Source organism: Bradyrhizobium sp. SMVTL-02, from assembly GCF_051853005.1.
GTDB lineage: Bacteria > Pseudomonadota > Alphaproteobacteria > Rhizobiales > Xanthobacteraceae > Bradyrhizobium.
In genome coordinates, this window is record NZ_CP182469.1 from 4,460,046 (window position 1) to 4,475,335 (window position 15,290).

Sequence of the window (15,290 nt, forward strand, 5' to 3'; positions counted from 1 at the left end):
ATGACAGGACATTCCAATAGTGTGCACGTGATCGGGGCAGGCCTTGCCGGCTCCGAGGCCGCCTGGCAGGTCGCCAAAGCCGGCGTGCCCGTGGTGCTGCATGAGATGCGGCCGGACCGCATGACCGAGGCGCACCGCACCGACGGGCTTGCCGAGCTCGTCTGCTCCAATTCGTTCCGCTCGGACGACGCTGCCAACAATGCCGTCGGCCTGCTGCATGCGGAGATGCGCCGCCTCGACTCGCTGGTCATGCGCGCGGCCGATGCCAACCAGGTGCCCGCCGGCGGCGCCCTTGCGGTCGACCGCGACGGCTTCTCCGCGGCCGTCACCAAGGCGCTGAACGACCATCCCTTGATCGAGATCACCCGCGGCGAGATCGCAGGCCTGCCGCCGGCCGACTGGAGCAACGTCATCGTTGCGACCGGCCCACTCACTTCCGCCCCACTGGCCGACGCCATCCGCGAGCTAACCGACGAGAACGCCCTCGCCTTCTTCGATGCGATCGCGCCGATCGTGCATCGCGAATCCATCGACATGTCGGTGGCCTGGTTCCAGTCGCGCTACGACAAGGTCGGCCCCGGCGGCAACGGCGCCGACTACATCAACTGCCCGATGACCAAGGAGCAGTACGACGGCTTCGTCGCCGCGCTGATCGCCGGCGAGAAGACCGCGTTCAAGGAATGGGAGACCAACACGCCCTATTTCGACGGCTGCCTGCCGATCGAGGTGATGGCGGAGCGCGGGCCCGAGACGCTGCGCCACGGCCCGATGAAGCCGGTCGGCCTCACCAATCCGCACGATCCCGCCACGAAGGCTTACGCCATCGTGCAGCTGCGCCAGGACAACAAGCTCGGCACGCTCTACAACATCGTCGGCTTCCAGACGAAGCTGAAATATGGTGAGCAGCAGCGCATCTTCCGCACCATTCCCGGGCTGGAGAAGGCCGAGTTCGCCCGCCTCGGCGGCCTGCATCGCAACACCTTCCTGAACTCGCCAAAGCTGCTCGACGGCCAGTTGCGCCTGCGCGCACAGAAGCGGCTGCGCTTCGCCGGCCAGATGACGGGCTGCGAGGGCTATGTGGAATCCGCCAGCGTCGGCCTGATCGCCGGGCTCTATGCGGCAGCGGATGCGCGCGGCGAGGCGCTGGTCAGCCCGCCAGGCACGACCGCGCTTGGATCGCTGCTCGGCCACATCACCGGCGGCCATATTGAGACGATCGAGCCGGGCACGCGCTCGTTCCAGCCGATGAACATCAATTTCGGCCTTTTCCCGCCGCTCGCGAGCGTGCCGACCAAGAAGCCCGACGGCACGCGGCTGCGCGGCAACGAGAAGACGGTGGCCAAGAAGCAGGCGATGAGTGCACGGGCGCTCGCCGATCTCGATCGCTGGATCGCCGATCACCTGCGCATCGCCGCCGCTGCGTGAGTTTTCGATGAGCCTCCCCAAAGATGACGCCGCGGAGCTCTCGGCGCGCTGGACCGAGGGCGTGCTGCTCAAGCGCGACGTGTTCTCGACCGTCGAGCGCGGCCGCTTCCGTGCCGAGACCGGCGAGGTCGACGCGGTGCTGCGACGGCTGGACGAGGTGCCGTGGTGGTCGTTCCTGCTGGCCCGTCATCTGTTCGCGCGCGAGAAGCGTGCGCTCGCGCTCGCCAAGGGCCTCGATGTCGGTCCCGAGCTGCTCTGGGCCGGACGCCGCGCCTTGGTCCGCGGCTTCGTCGACGGCGTCGCGTTGCATCTGGCAAAGCCCCATGGCGATGTCGCCTATTTTCGCTCGGCCAAGGCGGCGCTGCGGCGGCTGCGCCGTGCAGGCATCTGCCACAACGATCTCGCGAAGGAGCAGAATTGGCTGGTCGGCCGCGACGGCCGCGCCTATGTGACGGACTTCCAGCTCGCTGCGTGCTTTGCGCGGCGCGGCCGACTCTATCGCGTCCTTGCCTATGAAGACCTCCGTCACCTGCTCAAGCACAAGCGCTCCTATGCGCCCGAAGCGCTGACGCCGCGCGAGCGAAAAATCCTGGCAAAGAAGTCGTTCGCTGCGAGCCTGTGGCTTGTCACTGGCAAGAAGGTCTATCGCGCCATTACGCGCGGCCTGTTCAATTTCACCGACCGCGAGGGCGGCGGCCGCCGCCTCGTCAACGACGCGCCGGTGCTGGCCCAGCTGATCCGCAAGAACCCGGCCGTGCGCGACACCGCCATCGTCGCCTTTGCCGATCGCCGCTCCGGCGTCGGCCTCTATGCCTTCGTCGAGGCGGATCAGGCCACGCTCGAAGACCAGCTCCGGAGCGAGCTTTCGGCGGCCAAGGGTCCGAAACCGCCGGAGCACATCCAGGTCGTGCATGCCCTGCCGCGCGATACCAGCGGCAAGCCGCGCACGGAGATCCTGCAACTTGTCGCCCAGAACCAGCTCGACCTGATCGAGCCGATGATGAAGAACGACCAGGACCGCGCCTTCCTCAAGGACATTCTGGAACGGCGCAAGAACCTGCGCGACCGCTTCAATTTCGAGGCGGACCTGCCGGCCGGCTAAAGCGGATCCGGAAAATTGCGAAACGGTTTTCCGGAAAGATCATGTCCAAACAACAGCCTAAAGCGCGATGACGATTGATCCCAATCCCATCGCGCTTTCGCGCGGCGGCTCGTGCCTTGAAGCGTCCACAATGCCGATAGAGAAGCGGTCGAACGATACGGGGTTGGCGGGGTCATGGGAACTGGGGGGACGACGATGCATGGTATGGTTGGCGCTCTGACTGCCAGCCTTCTGCTGCTGTGGGCGGCGCCCGCGATGGCCGACTCGCCGGCCGAGCTGATCTCGAGCTTCCGCCTAAAGCACGGTGAGGTCCGCGTCGTCCGCGATGCCACCCTCGACCGCATCGCCATGGACCAGGCCCGCGCGATGGCGGCGAAGGACGATCTCAGCCACGACGCACTCGGCCCGTTCAACCGGCGGGTCGCCCCGGCCGGCGCAGGCCGGGCCGCCGAGAACATCGCCTATGGCTACGACAATTTCGAGAAGACGCTGGGACAGTGGATCGACTCCTCCGGCCATCGCAAGAACCTGTTGCTGCACAACGCCTCCCGCGTCGGCATCGCGAGCGCCAGGAATGCCAGCGGCAAGCGCACTTATTGGGCGATGGTGATCGCCGGTGATTACGAGCCGAAGGGCAAGAAGAACAAGAGCACGGACAAGGAGCCGCTGGTTGCCGTCAAACGCGAGGCTACACCCGCCAGCGCCAGCAAGCCCCAATCCAGCAACTGCCACGTCAAGCTGCTCGGCCTCTGCATCTGAGACGAGGCCCGGCCATCTTGCCCGGATTCGTCGACGCATCTAATTCATGCACGAAGATCGCGGGATGCGGAGGCGTGGGTGATGCACATTGACCGAATTCGTGCCGACACGCCGGCTACCTCTCGGCTCGCCTATCTCCACAACGCAGGCGCGGCGCTGATGCCGGCGCCGGTTGTCGCGGCGATGAAAGACCACATCGATCTGGAGAGCGAGATCGGAGGCTATGCGGCCGCCGACCGCGAGGCGAGCCGGCTTGATGCAGTCTACGGCTCGGTCGCGCGTCTTCTAAATGCCGCGCCCGATGAGATCGCTGTCGTGGAGAATGCGACGGTTGCCTGGCAGATGGCGTTCTACGCGCTTCCGTTCCGCAAGGGCGACCGCATCCTGACCGCCGAGGCGGAGTATGCGGCTAACTATGTCGCGTTCCTGCAAGTCGTCAAACGTACGGGCGCAATCATCGACGTGGTGCCGAGCGACGCCAGCGGAGAGCTCGATATCCGGGCGCTCGAACGCATGATCGACGCACGCGTGAAGCTGATCGCCATCACCTGGGTTCCGACCAATGGTGGGCTGGTCAATCCAGCGGCGGCAATCGGCAGAATCGCGCGCGCGCACGGCATTCCCTATCTGCTCGACGCCTGCCAGGCGGTCGGCCAGATGGCGGTCGACGTCGAAGCCATCGGCTGCGACATGCTGTCAGCGACGGGGCGCAAATTCCTGCGCGGCCCGCGCGGCACCGGGTTTGTCTACGTTCGCCGTGCCCTGCTGCAGCAGCTCGAGCCCCCGATGATCGACCATTTCGCGGCGCCCTGGGTCGCGCGCGATGAATATCGGCTGCGCGACGATGCGCGCCGTTTCGAGACCTGGGAGAACAATTACGCGGCCCGGCTCGGGCTCGGCGCTGCCGTCGACTATGCGCTCGACATCGGCCTCGGTCCCATCGAGCAGCGCTGCCGCATGCTGGCGGACCGCCTGCGCAGCGGCCTCGTATCCATTCGCGGCATCACCATTCGCGACCTCGGTCGCACGCCGGGCGCCATCGTCAGCTTCACGGTCGAAGGGCATGAGGCTGACGCCATTGTTCGCAGCGCTGCTGCGGCGGGCATCACGATCGGCGCTTCGGATCCGGCGAGCACCCGCATCGACGCGGAAATTCGCGCGCTGCCGCCGCTCGTGCGGGCATCTCCACATTACTACAATACGGACGCGGAGATCGACCGGCTGATCGGTCACCTCGCCGATTTGGCGCCACCTTAGCGCGGCGCGCACTCACGTGCAGCGCGCGCTCAGCCCGGATGCGCTGAGCCTCGCCATGACCTCTTCGAGATGGGCGCTGTCGCGGGTCTCGATGACGAGTTGCAGCAGTGTCGCCTTGGCCGGCAGGTCGGAGAAGGTCCGCTGGTGCGAGACCTCGATGATGTTGGCGCCGGCTTCGGCCAGCAGCGCCGCCACGGCTGCCAACTGGCCGGGCCTGTCGGGAATGTCGAGCGAGAGCTGAGTGAGGCGCCCCTCGCGCGCGAGCTCGCGCGTCAGCACCGAGGCGATCAGCCTCGTGTCGATGTTGCCGCCGCTCAGGACGAGGCCGACCTTCTGGCCGGCGAAGCGGGACGGATCGGACATCAGCGCGGCGAGGCCGGCGGCGCCGGCGCCCTCGACGACGGTCTTCTCGATCGAGATCAGGGCCGCGACCGCGCGCTCGAGCTCGGCTTCGTTGACGAGCGCGATGTCATCCACGAGGCGGCGGACGATTTCGGTGGTGATCTTGCCCGGCGATTTCACCGCGATGCCTTCGGCGAGCGTGTCGCCGCGCGCCGGAAGATTGCCGTCATGGATGGCATTGTACATGGACGGGTAGAGCCAGGCCTCGACGCCCTGGATCCGCAGCGTCGGCTTGATCGACTTCGCGGCAATGGCGATGCCGCTGATCAGCCCGCCGCCGCCGATCGGGACGACCAGCGTGTCGAGCTCAGGGACGGCCTTTAGCATCTCGAGGGCGACCGTGCCCTGCCCCGCGATCACGACCGGATCGTCGTAGGGATGAACGAAGATCATGCTGCGGGCCTCGCCGTGGCTGCGCGCAAAGGCAGCCGCCTCCTCCAGCGTCGCGCCTGTCACCACCACCTCGGCGCCGTGATGCCTGGTGTTCTCGACCTTCACCATGGGCGTGCCGATCGGCATCACGATGGTGGCGGGAATGCCGAGCCGCCTGGCGTGATAGGCGACACCCTGCGCATGATTGCCCGCGGACATCGCGATCACGCCCCGCGCGCGCTCCTCCGGCGTCAGCGCGGTGAGCCGGTTGAGCGCGCCACGCTCCTTGAACGAAGAAGTGAACTGGAGGTTCTCGAATTTGAGCCAGATATCGCAGTCGCAGATGCTGCTGAGCGTGCGGCTGTAGCTGCAGGGCGTCTCGACGACGGCGCCCCGGATGGTCTCGGCGGCGGCGCGAATGTCGCCAGGCGCAACCGGAAGGCCGCTCACCTCGGGGGACGTGGTTTGGGACAACTCAGCCATGGGACAGCATAGAGCATTTGCCCGGCTCGGGCGATAAGCCAACCGCTATTTGGTAAATTCCCGGGAACGTGAAGCCCGCCACAGCGTCCACAGTGTCCGCAGCCGCGACGAAGACAGCAGCGCAAACGGATTGCGTCCGGGCTGCGACAGGCGCTTGAGGTCGGCCTGCGCCTGGCTGAGCGGCAGAAATGCCGGCCGCACCTGCGGCGGCACCTGCGCCAGCAGCGACAAGGCCGTCGTCACATGCTGCTGCGCCTCGCCCGCGAGCTGGTCGAGCACCGCGCGCAGCCTCGGCGTGTCCTTGCCGGCGAACACGTCCTCCATGCTGCAGCCATGGCTCGCCAGCACCTGCTGCGGCAGGAACAATTGCCGGTGCACTGCATCGCGCGGCAGATTGGCGATGATTTGCACGATGCCCTGCGCCAGCCCGGCATGCCTCGCCAGATGCTCGGCCGCCTCCGACGGCGGTCCCAGAACTTGCGCCGCCAGACCGAACAATGCCGATGAGGTCGCGGCCAGATAACCCTCCAGCGCCGCCATGGTCGGCATGGGATCGTTGTAGAGATCAAACTGGTGCTCGTCGGCGAGCAGCGACAGCGGCTCGACCGGCAGTTCGAAATCGCGGATTGCGCGCAGCAGCTCAGCCGCGACCGGATTGCCCTCGGCGCTGCCATGGACGTGGCCGGAGAGCATGTCGGTCCACCATTGCAGGCGGATCTCGCCGGGCAAGGGCTGGCTCACCTGGTCGCGGACACGGACAATCTCGACATTGAAGGCATAGAGAGCCAGCAGCGCGCGGCGCTCGGCCGCGGGCGCGAACAGGGTCGCGGCGTAGTGCGGAAAGTCGTGGCTGCGCACGAGATCGGCGCAGAAGGCAGCGGAATCGGACGGCGGCGCAGGGCTGCTCATGGCACGGCGATCAGCGCCGCGGCGACGCGCCGCCGCTCGCCGATCATGATGTTGTAGGTGCGCACGGCCGGGCCGGTCTGCATCGTGTCCAGCACCACCCTCACCGCCTTGAGCGCCTGGCGCAGCTCCTGCGGCGGCAGCCAGGGGCCGGTTCCGGTGCCGACCAGCAGCGTGTCGATGCTGTTGGCCGCCGCGAACACCCGATCCAGCGAGTAGCGGTCGATCTTCGTCGGATCCGCCACGTCCCAGGCGCAGATCGCGTCGGGCAGGCACAGCAGCGATCCCCGATGCGACATGCCGGCAAAGGCGAAGCCGCCCTTGCCATAGGCGTCGATCGGCGCCGAGCGCGGGAAATGCGGTGCGTTGGGATCGCCGGCCATCTGGTTCGTCCGAATGAGCTTGCTGCCCCCGCAAACGCCTGCGAGGGACCGCAGTTCGGATCATGCCTTGTTTTTCTTCGCCGGCGCAGCCGTCTCGGGCGCATCCTCGCGATGCTCGCCGACGCCGAGATAGATCAGGATCGGCGCCGCAATGAAGATCGAGGTGTAGGTACCGACCAGCACCACGCCGAACATCATTACCGCTGTGAAGCTGTGGATGGCGTGGCCGCCGAACAGCAGCAGCGCGAGCAAGGCCAGCGTCACCGTGACGTGGGTGATGATCGAGCGCGACAGCGTTGAGTTGATGGACTCGTTGAGCAGCTGCGGCATCGGCATCTTCTTGTAGCGCCGCAACATTTCGCGGATGCGGTCGTAGATGACGACGGTATCATTGAGCGAATAGCCGAGGATCGTCAGCAGCGCGGCGATGCTGGTCAAGTCGAAATCGACCTGGCTGATCGACATGAAGCCGATCGTCAGCACGATGTCGTGCACGTTGGCGATCATGGCGCCGAGCGCGAACTGCCACTCGAAGCGGAACCAGAGATAGATCAGGATCGCGACGATCGCGAGCATCAGGCCGAGCATGCCATAGGCCAGGAGCTCACCGGCTACGCGGGGACCGAGCACCTCGGTGCGCTGAATGTCGACGCTGTCGCCGAGCGCGCCACGAAGCTTCTGCAGGGCTGCCTGCTGTGCGGCGTCGCCACCCGGCTGTTCCGCAACACGGATCAGGACGTTCTCGGGGCCGCCGAACTGCTGCAACTGGACTTCGCCGAGACCCAGGGCGTCGAGCTTGGTGCGCATCGCCGCGATGTCGGCGGTGCCGGACTTCGCCTTCACCTCCAGCAGCGTGCCGCCCTTGAAGTCGATACCGAGGTTCAGCCCGTGGGTGAAGAACAGCGTGATCGCGAGAATCGACAGCGCGGCCGATATCGGGAAGCTGATGCGGCGGAAGCGCGTGAAGTCGAAATGCGTGTTGTCCGGTACAATGCGCAGCGAGGGCAACAGGCCGAGCGCCGCGACCACGGTGAGGATGGCAATCAGGATGCCGAGCCCGATGAGAACGGTCTGAGTCACGATCAGGCTCCTAGATCGGCACGCTCTGCGGCCGCTGCCACCGCACCCACCAGGCGACGATCAGCCGGGTCAGGGTGAAGGCAGTGAACACCGTGGTGATGATGCCGATGCCGAGCGTCACGGCGAAGCCGCGCACCGGGCCGGTGCCGATGTAGAACAGCACCGCGGCGGCAATGAAGGTGGTGATGTTGGAATCGAGGATGGTGGCGAGCGCCCGCTTGAACCCGGCATCGATCGCCGAGATCGCGTTGCGGCCGCCGCGCAGCTCCTCGCGGATGCGCTCGTAGATCAGCACGTTGGAGTCCACCGCGATGCCCACGGTGAGCACGATGCCGGCGATGCCGGGCAGCGTCAGCGTGGCGCTGAGCAGCGACAACAGGCCGAAGATCATGGCGACGTTGATGGCCACCGCGATGTTGGCGAACACGCCGAACAGGCGGTAGGTCAGCAGCATGAAGACGATGACGAGGATCGAGCCGACGTAAGCCGCAAGCTCGCCCTTCTCGATCGAGTCCTGGCCGAGGCCGGGACCGACGGTGCGCTCCTCGACCACCGTGAGCGGCGCCGGCAGGGCGCCGGCACGCAGCAGGATGGCGAGGTCGTTGGCCGATTGCACCGTGAAATTGCCCGAGATCTGGCCCTGGCCGCCGGTGATGGGCTCGCGGATGACGGGCGCCGAGATCACCTTGTTGTCGAGCACGATCGCGAACGGCAGTCCCACGTTCTCGGTGGTGGCCTGCGAGAACTTGCGCGCGCCCGAGGTGTTGAACTTGAAGCTGACGACCGGCTCACCCGTGCGCTGGTCGAAGCTCGCCTGGGCATCGGTCAGATCGCCGCCGGCGACCAGCACCTGCTTCTTGACCACATAGGGCGTTGGCGGCGGCGACGCGCTCATCAGCAACTCGGATTCCGGCGGCAACCTGCCCGCTTGCGCCTGATCAGGCGGCACGGAGGTGTCGACCATGCGGAATTCCATCTTCGCGGTCTTGCCGAGCAGCTCCTTCAGGCGCGTCGGGTCCTGGAGACCGGGGACCTGCACGAGGATACGGTCGTTGCCCTGGCGCTGAATGACGGGCTCGACGGTCCCGAGCTCGTTGACGCGGCGCTCGACGATCTGGATCGATTGCTCGATGGTCTTGCGCATGCGGTCGAGCATCGCGGCCTGCGGGATGCTCAGGCGGATCACGCCGCCGCCGGCGTCGGTCACCTCAAGGTCGCGCTGACCGCTGGATCCCATCAGTCCGCCCAGCGGCTGGGACAATTCGCGCAGCTTGGCGAGCGCCGGCTGCACGTCGGTTTCCTTGGTGATGCGAACCTCGGCCGCGTCGTTGCGCACGGTCACGCCGCCGGTGAAACCGATCTTGGCATCACGCAGCGTCCGGCGAACGTCGTCGCGGATCTGGTCCAGCCGCTCCTTCTTCACATAGTTTGAATCGACCTCGAGCAGCAGATAGGAGCCGCCCTGAAGGTCGAGGCCAAGCACGATCCGGCGCTGCGCCCAGGCGGGCCAGGTCTTGACCGTCGCCTCGGGAAAGAAGTTCGGAACCGCACAGAGGCACACGATCAGCGCTGTCAGGACAATCCCCAGCGCCCTCCACCGCGTGAAATACAACATCGACTGGACCTGTCAGATCAGGAGACTCGGGAGACTCGCGGAAGCGCTCACTTCGACGCGGCGTCGTCCTTGGCTGTTTCCTTCGCGCTATCCTTGGATTCTTTCGCCGGCTCGCCCTTGGCACGCACGCCGGAGATCATCTGGCGCATCTGCCGCACGCGCACGCCGTCGGAAATCTCGAACTCGATCTGGTCGTCATCGACCACCTTGGTGACCTTGCCGACGAGGCCGCCCGAGGTCACGACGGTGTCGCCGCGGCGGATGTTCTTCACGAGGTCGGCATGGTCGCGCACCTTCTTCTGCTGCGGACGCAGAATCAGGAAGTACATGATCACGAAGATCAGGGCGAACGGCAGCAGCGACATCAACATGCTGTTGGTGTCACCGGCGCCCGCGGCCTGGGCATACGCAGGGGTAATCAACATTCGGACGATCCTCGTGAGAACGGGGGAAAGCCGGTCAGGCCCTCAGGGGCGACCGGCTCGGTCAAATTCGCGCGGACTATAGCGGCCACCGCCCCAATTGCAACGCTGCCAGACCGTCGATTTGGCCACCTTGCGGCGCGCGGTCAGGCCCGATAAGGCTGCATTCTCAGGAACTTCGGACATGCCCAAAAAACCAAGCAAAAGCCCGCCCGGCAAAGGCCCCCGCACCCCTGCCGGCAAGCCCATCCACGTCGCGGCAAAACGCCCCACGGAGGCCGTCAAGGCGGCCGTCAAAGGGGCCCCGGACCTTTCCCAGGAGCGCCTGGTCCGCGCGCTGGAGACCATTGCAGCACACCTCGCTGCCCAGGGCAGTCCGCCCATTGAACCCGAGTCGTTCGAGCAGGCCGATGCCTATGTCTGGCACCCCAACGGCCGCCTTTCGGCCGTGCCGCGGGTGAGCCGCGTCGAGCTGTTCCTGCTCAAGGGCGTCGACCGGATGCGCGACATCCTGATGGAGAACACCGAGCGCTTCGCGGGCGGCCTGCCCGCCAACAACGCCCTGCTCTGGGGCGCGCGCGGCATGGGCAAGTCGTCGCTGGTGAAGGCGGCCCATGCCAGCATCAACGCGGACCGCAAGGCTGCCGACAGGCTGAAGCTGATCGAGATCCACCGCGAGGACATCGAGAGCCTGCCGGCGCTGATGGAACAGCTTCGCGCCTCACCCTTCCGCTTCATCGTGTTCTGCGACGACCTCTCCTTCGACGGCAATGACGCCTCCTACAAGTCGCTCAAGGCCGTGCTCGAAGGCGGCATCGAGGGCCGGCCCGAGAACGTCATCCTGTACGCCACCTCCAACCGCCGTCATCTGCTGGCGCGCGAGATGATCGAGAACGAGCGCTCGACCGCGATCAATCCCGGCGAAGCGGTCGAGGAGAAGGTCTCGCTGTCGGATCGTTTCGGCCTCTGGCTCGGCTTCCACCGTTGCAGCCAGGACGAATATCTCGCCATGGTGCGCGGCTATTGCAGCCATTTCGGCATCAGGGTCGAGGACGAGGCCCTGGAGCGCGAGGCGCTGGAATGGTCGACCACGCGCGGCTCCCGCTCGGGCCGCGTCGCCTGGCAGTTCGTGCAGGAGCTGGCGGGACGGCTCGGCGTGAAGCTGAGGGTGCAGTAGCGGTCGGATTGCAACCCGGTTACGGCTGTCTTTCCCCGAAGACGGGGAATCTCTGGCTCGCAGCAGCGCCGGAGGGGACACGCTGGTGTGGTAGGAGATGGTCCAGAGGGACCAGCCGGGGCGGGCGCGGCTGCCAGACTGCCGAACAGCCCCGGGACCCAGAACGAGATGCCGCTCTCATCGGCGTTCGCGATTTGCGGGGAAAACGCCAGAGCTGCAACCACAATCGCGCCGGAGCTCGATACGTTGGAACGTGATCCGTAGAATACGCGCGATTTGTCGTCGGAGCATCGCTGATCCTACTTAGTAAAAATGCGCCTCGCGGGTGTCGGCGGCGGTGCCGCCGCGGGCGAAAGATTGAACGTCAGCCAGAGGTTCCAGCCCGCTGGCCGATTCTCGTTGGCGAACTCGCCGTAAGCCTTCAGGTTGAGATAGCCTTGCAGTTTGTCATTGATCGGGAAGATATAGCCCACCTGTGGGCCGACACCTGCCACCCGCGACCGGAAGCAGCCGACGCGATCGCCGGAGCCGCTGTCGCAGCCGAGTTGCTGATAGAGGTAACCCACGAGACCGACCTGCCACTGCTTGGTCAGGAATTGCGAAGCGCCCCAGTCGAGGTGCATGTCGACGCCATTCTGATATTGAGTAGCGGGGTTCTTGAAGTTGTATGTAAAGCCGAGCACTGCCGAAGCTTCGTGCCCGGTCTTTGGATCGAAATAGGTATAGCCGCCGCCGGCGTCGATCGCCCAATGCCCGATGCCTAAATTGGCAAGGCGGGCTGAGTCGTACATCCCGACCGGAATGTCTCCAGTAATGTAGGTCATGTAGTTGTGAACACCGGCGTTCCAGCGCAGTGCGAACTGTGGGTATATGTCGCCGAAGCCAATGATCGAGCTGCTAATGCTGTCGGAGCGCGAGAAAGGAAATACGCCGCCGCCAGGTCCCGTCACTGTTCCCGTGAAGGTCCCCGCCAAGGATGTGCTGTTGGCGCCGTAGGCTGCAAGAAAGCCGGCAGACGCCTGACCGCCGAACACCGGCGTTTCGAAGGCGTAGTTTGCGATCAAGAAGCCGATATCTAGATCGGCATGGACGTTGGCATTCGCGGTGGCCGTCACATTCGCCGGGATATTACCAATGGTGATCTCGCGAGCGCGCGCCACGTCGGCGCCGGCGGAGACCGAGTCATGATAATAAATGGTGGTCGCCGACCACCCCGGCGCCTGCTGGGGCACGGCCGCCAAACTACCATAGAGGCCGGGCACCCAGAAGCTGACACCGCCTTCATCAGCTCGCGCCGCACCAATGGCGAGGACGAGTAAGGTGGCAGTTGCTGCCGCGCCCAACCGACAAACCAAACCAGCCCTCGATACCGATTTCCCGCTCTTCATCTGCCAATCCCCCACTTCTCTACGGCCCTACTGTCACAACCGAAGAATATCCGGCGTGTGTGAGGACCGGAATCTAGTAGACACTACCACAGCGCGTCTTCGTGATCGGCGCTTTCCCTGCTTGTGCATCCTTTAGCCAGAGGCTGTGCCTTCCACACCACAGTTTTGCCGATTCCGCATAGCGCGCACGGATCCGTTCTCTCAAAGTTCACTGCAGAAGCGATACCCCCCGCCCACCTCGCGTCATGCGCGGACGAGGGTTGCGCGACCAAGCATTCCGAAATCTTACTGTTGGCGGACACCCCTTACCTCTCGGGGAAGAGCAGAGACAATTCGGCCCGCAATTGCCAGTTCGGCGCGCCGGTTGGACGAACGACGTTGTAATAGGCGGATATATACGTACTCACTGGCTGGTCACCGAGCTTGAACACCCGACCAATGCCGCCGCCAATCGGTACGGTCCACCGCTGATCCGATGCCGCCAGCCAGTTCGCGGTAATAACGGGTGAGCTCGTCAGGAACCAGCCGTGCGCCATGTTGTAGTTGACAAATGGCTGCGCGAGAAACTCGTTCACATTCGGGCGCAATGGATTGCCGCCAACTGACCACTGGTTGTTGAGCAAAACGCCGATCACCCAATGTCCCGGCGTTGTTAAGAAGACCGCCGTGGGACCAAGCAGTACTTTTCCCTGTCCAAGGATAGGATCGGTCGCAGACGGTACTGTGAATATCGGACCGACGCCCCAGATCAGAGCGCCCGGATGGGTGGGCGAGAAAAAGAACTGCTGGGTAATGTCGCCAATGCCATTCGTGTTGCTGTTAAAAAACGGGCTAGGTTGACTGATCACGGGCATGATGGTGCGCGAGATCAAGTTCCAGTCCGCGTTGATGTGCAGCGGCACGACGGGCTGAATGTTAAGCACTTCCTGAGTACGGTTGAACGGCCCGGCGTTGAAATTCGTGTTGCTTTGGAATGGAACGCTGACGAGATCGGCAATAGGGTTCTGTGACTTCTTCGCCAGATCTTCGTGTTCTTCCGCCGGACTAGAAGGAGCGGCGGCGACTGTCCGTGCAGTTGCCTCAGAAGTGCCGCGCTCAAATTTGTAGTTTGCACCGAACTTGACCATTTGAAGGTCGCGGTTCAATTGGATTGGCGGGACGGTGGGCGAAGCCCAGCTTCCCAGCCCAATGTAATCGTATTCGAGTTTGAGCGTCCAATTCGGTTTGAAGCCGTACTCGACACCCACCCCAGCTAACCAGCCGGAGCTGGTGTTGGACCCCTGCCAAGTGACGCCGGGGAAGTTCAACGAGGCATTGCTTTGCACCCAGCCACCGCCAAGCTTGGCGTAGAGAAGCCAAATATCCTCCACGAGGCCGACCCGGGCTGCCACCGTTCCAATCCAGTTCTGGCTCACGGAGCCGAGCGTAGGAGTGGGAAGCGCGGGATGACCAAACGTCGCCCCATCGAAATCACCTTCCACGCCAAACAAAAGATGGCCGGCCTGGAAATTGTAGCCGGCCTGAACGCCACCGATGAATTCGGTGAGGCCGCCATACAGATTGTTGCCTCTGATGTTCAGGTGGCCCCTGGTCCACGCTCCACCGAGATTTGCGCCAACGTAAAACCCTGACCAATTGTACGCCGGTGCGGGAACCGGCGGAGCCTTCACCGGCATATCCGCAGCACGCGCGGTCACACAGATCGCGAAGAGAGCAACGCTTGCAGAGGAATGACTTCATGGCTCCCCCAGGAGTAGGGTAACGTCAATGCCAGACCTTCCCGATGCTGCTCATTCAACTACTAAGCGTTGCCGCTGGCTGTCTCTCGCAGGCAACACCTGGACGAATTCCGATTTGCATGAAGCCGTCTTGCGGTTGATTCAGATCAATCCGAACCCAGGTCACGGTGTCAGTTTCGATCTTTTCCTGGGACGGATTCACATCATGAAAATGCGCTTTGCACTTTTCGGATGTGCGGCACTGGTTGCGCTGGCGCCGCTGGCAAGGTCGGCAAGTCAGGCCGGCCGTTCTTCATGAACGTCAATTTCATGAAGGCGCACCAGCCGAACCTTCCGCACCCAGACTTCATTCACAAGTCGCTGTCCAAGAGCAAATACGCAGATTCTTTGGTCGAGAACGTGGCATCAAAGCCGGAAGCAAGAACTCCGATATCGTCGGTGGCCTCGACTACATGGCCACCTTCGCGTCGCTCGCCGGCGCGAAACTGCCGGAGAACGACCTCGCGGGTCACCGACCATCTTTGACAGCTACGACAAGTCGCCGATCCTGTTTGGAACGGGCAAGTCGGTGCGCAAGTCCTGGTTCTTCTTTACCGAGAACGAGCTGTCCCCCGGGGCAGTGCGCGTCAATAATTACAAGTTCCTGTTGAACCTGCGCGGCGACGACGGCGCGACGACGGGCGGGTATGCGGTCGACACCAATCTGGGCTGGAAAGGACCGGAGAAGTACGTCGCCACGATGTCCGTTGTGAATTGGCCACGACCTAAAACTTAGTTGGC

The 15,290-nt window shown here is 64.4% G+C and carries 14 protein-coding genes and 1 pseudogene; 7 read left to right on the top strand and 8 right to left on the bottom strand.

Going from position 1 to position 15,290, the window contains the following annotated elements:
• From trmFO to ACNJYB_RS21085, 4 genes are all read left to right on the top strand, one after another.
• Positions 1–1,425, top strand: a complete 1,425-nt coding sequence (trmFO, locus tag ACNJYB_RS21070; RefSeq protein ID WP_439368235.1) for a methylenetetrahydrofolate--tRNA-(uracil(54)-C(5))-methyltransferase (FADH(2)-oxidizing) TrmFO — start codon at positions 1–3, stop codon at positions 1,423–1,425.
• A gap of 7 nt (positions 1,426–1,432) precedes the next feature.
• Positions 1,433–2,527, top strand: coding sequence for an AMP-binding enzyme (locus tag ACNJYB_RS21075; protein ID WP_439368236.1), 1,095 nt, complete (start codon positions 1,433–1,435; stop codon positions 2,525–2,527).
• Between the two features lie 195 nt (positions 2,528–2,722).
• Entirely contained in the window at positions 2,723–3,286 is a 564-nt protein-coding gene (locus ACNJYB_RS21080) for a CAP domain-containing protein (RefSeq protein ID WP_439368237.1), read from the top strand.
• Between the two features lie 78 nt (positions 3,287–3,364).
• Entirely contained in the window at positions 3,365–4,543 is a 1,179-nt protein-coding gene (locus tag ACNJYB_RS21085) for an aminotransferase class V-fold PLP-dependent enzyme (RefSeq protein ID WP_439368240.1), read from the top strand.
• Between the two features lie 12 nt (positions 4,544–4,555).
• Here the strand turns inward: ACNJYB_RS21085 and ACNJYB_RS21090 are convergent, their stop codons facing one another.
• Genes ACNJYB_RS21090 through yajC form a run of 6 tightly spaced genes read right to left on the bottom strand, consistent with a single transcriptional unit; the run spans position 4,556 to position 10,209 of the window.
• Positions 4,556–5,800 (bottom strand): threonine ammonia-lyase, encoded by a 1,245-nt coding sequence (locus ACNJYB_RS21090; protein WP_439368241.1) that lies wholly within the window; start codon positions 5,798–5,800, stop codon positions 4,556–4,558.
• Between the two features lie 45 nt (positions 5,801–5,845).
• On the bottom strand, positions 5,846–6,709 hold the full coding sequence (locus ACNJYB_RS21095; RefSeq protein ID WP_439368243.1) for a phytoene/squalene synthase family protein: 864 nt from the start codon (positions 6,707–6,709) through the stop codon (positions 5,846–5,848).
• Complete coding sequence (locus ACNJYB_RS21100; protein WP_439368246.1) at positions 6,706–7,089, bottom strand: Mth938-like domain-containing protein; 384 nt, start codon at positions 7,087–7,089, stop codon at positions 6,706–6,708. The genes ACNJYB_RS21095 and ACNJYB_RS21100 overlap by 4 nt, the downstream gene beginning before the upstream one ends.
• Before the next feature lie 60 nt (positions 7,090–7,149).
• Positions 7,150–8,169: a protein translocase subunit SecF gene (gene secF / locus ACNJYB_RS21105; RefSeq protein ID WP_439368247.1), complete on the bottom strand. Its 1,020-nt coding sequence runs from the start codon at positions 8,167–8,169 to the stop codon at positions 7,150–7,152.
• A 10-nt stretch (positions 8,170–8,179) separates the two neighbouring features.
• Positions 8,180–9,784: a protein translocase subunit SecD gene (gene secD / locus ACNJYB_RS21110; protein ID WP_439368250.1), complete on the bottom strand. Its 1,605-nt coding sequence runs from the start codon at positions 9,782–9,784 to the stop codon at positions 8,180–8,182.
• A 47-nt stretch (positions 9,785–9,831) separates the two neighbouring features.
• Positions 9,832–10,209 carry a preprotein translocase subunit YajC gene (yajC, locus tag ACNJYB_RS21115; RefSeq protein ID WP_028171851.1) on the bottom strand — a complete coding sequence of 126 codons (378 nt, stop codon included), beginning with the start codon at positions 10,207–10,209 and terminating at the stop codon, positions 9,832–9,834.
• Between the two features lie 181 nt (positions 10,210–10,390).
• On the opposite strand from yajC, the gene ACNJYB_RS21120 reads away from it, so the two are divergent.
• On the top strand, positions 10,391–11,383 hold the full coding sequence (locus ACNJYB_RS21120) for an ATP-binding protein (RefSeq protein WP_439368252.1): 993 nt from the start codon (positions 10,391–10,393) through the stop codon (positions 11,381–11,383).
• Between the two features lie 299 nt (positions 11,384–11,682).
• Here the strand turns inward: ACNJYB_RS21120 and ACNJYB_RS21125 are convergent, their stop codons facing one another.
• Together ACNJYB_RS21125 and ACNJYB_RS21130 are read right to left on the bottom strand one after the other, a co-directional pair.
• A complete protein-coding gene (locus ACNJYB_RS21125; RefSeq protein ID WP_439368253.1) occupies positions 11,683–12,771 on the bottom strand; it encodes a SphA family protein in 1,089 nt (362 codons plus the stop codon).
• 305 nt (positions 12,772–13,076) lie between these two features.
• Positions 13,077–14,441 carry an outer membrane protein gene (locus ACNJYB_RS21130; RefSeq protein ID WP_439368256.1) on the bottom strand — a complete coding sequence of 455 codons (1,365 nt, stop codon included), beginning with the start codon at positions 14,439–14,441 and terminating at the stop codon, positions 13,077–13,079.
• 97 nt (positions 14,442–14,538) lie between these two features.
• Here ACNJYB_RS21130 and ACNJYB_RS21135 point away from each other — a divergent pair, with 97 nt between their 5' ends.
• The gene (locus ACNJYB_RS21135; protein WP_439368259.1) at positions 14,539–14,808 is read left to right on the top strand and encodes a hypothetical protein; all 270 of its coding nucleotides are present in this window, start codon (positions 14,539–14,541) and stop codon (positions 14,806–14,808) included.
• A pseudogene (locus tag ACNJYB_RS21140) lies at positions 14,784–15,261 on the top strand (hypothetical protein); the annotation flags it as partial. The gene ACNJYB_RS21135 and the pseudogene ACNJYB_RS21140, both read left to right, overlap by 25 nt.
• Between the last annotated feature and the right edge of the window lie 29 nt (positions 15,262–15,290).

Coding starts and splice junctions, on each gene's coding strand:
- trmFO (WP_439368235.1), top strand. CDS start 1: ATGACAGGACATTCCAATAGTGTGCACGTGATCGGGGCAGGCCTTGCC.
- ACNJYB_RS21075 (WP_439368236.1), top strand. CDS start 1,433: ATGAGCCTCCCCAAAGATGACGCCGCGGAGCTCTCGGCGCGCTGGACC.
- ACNJYB_RS21080 (WP_439368237.1), top strand. CDS start 2,723: ATGCATGGTATGGTTGGCGCTCTGACTGCCAGCCTTCTGCTGCTGTGG.
- ACNJYB_RS21090 (WP_439368241.1), bottom strand. CDS start 5,800: ATGGCTGAGTTGTCCCAAACCACGTCCCCCGAGGTGAGCGGCCTTCCG.
- ACNJYB_RS21095 (WP_439368243.1), bottom strand. CDS start 6,709: ATGAGCAGCCCTGCGCCGCCGTCCGATTCCGCTGCCTTCTGCGCCGAT.
- ACNJYB_RS21100 (WP_439368246.1), bottom strand. CDS start 7,089: ATGGCCGGCGATCCCAACGCACCGCATTTCCCGCGCTCGGCGCCGATC.
- secD (WP_439368250.1), bottom strand. CDS start 9,784: ATGTTGTATTTCACGCGGTGGAGGGCGCTGGGGATTGTCCTGACAGCG.
- yajC (WP_028171851.1), bottom strand. CDS start 10,209: ATGTTGATTACCCCTGCGTATGCCCAGGCCGCGGGCGCCGGTGACACC.
- ACNJYB_RS21120 (WP_439368252.1), top strand. CDS start 10,391: ATGCCCAAAAAACCAAGCAAAAGCCCGCCCGGCAAAGGCCCCCGCACC.
- ACNJYB_RS21125 (WP_439368253.1), bottom strand. CDS start 12,771: ATGAAGAGCGGGAAATCGGTATCGAGGGCTGGTTTGGTTTGTCGGTTG.
- ACNJYB_RS21135 (WP_439368259.1), top strand. CDS start 14,539: ATGCCAGACCTTCCCGATGCTGCTCATTCAACTACTAAGCGTTGCCGC.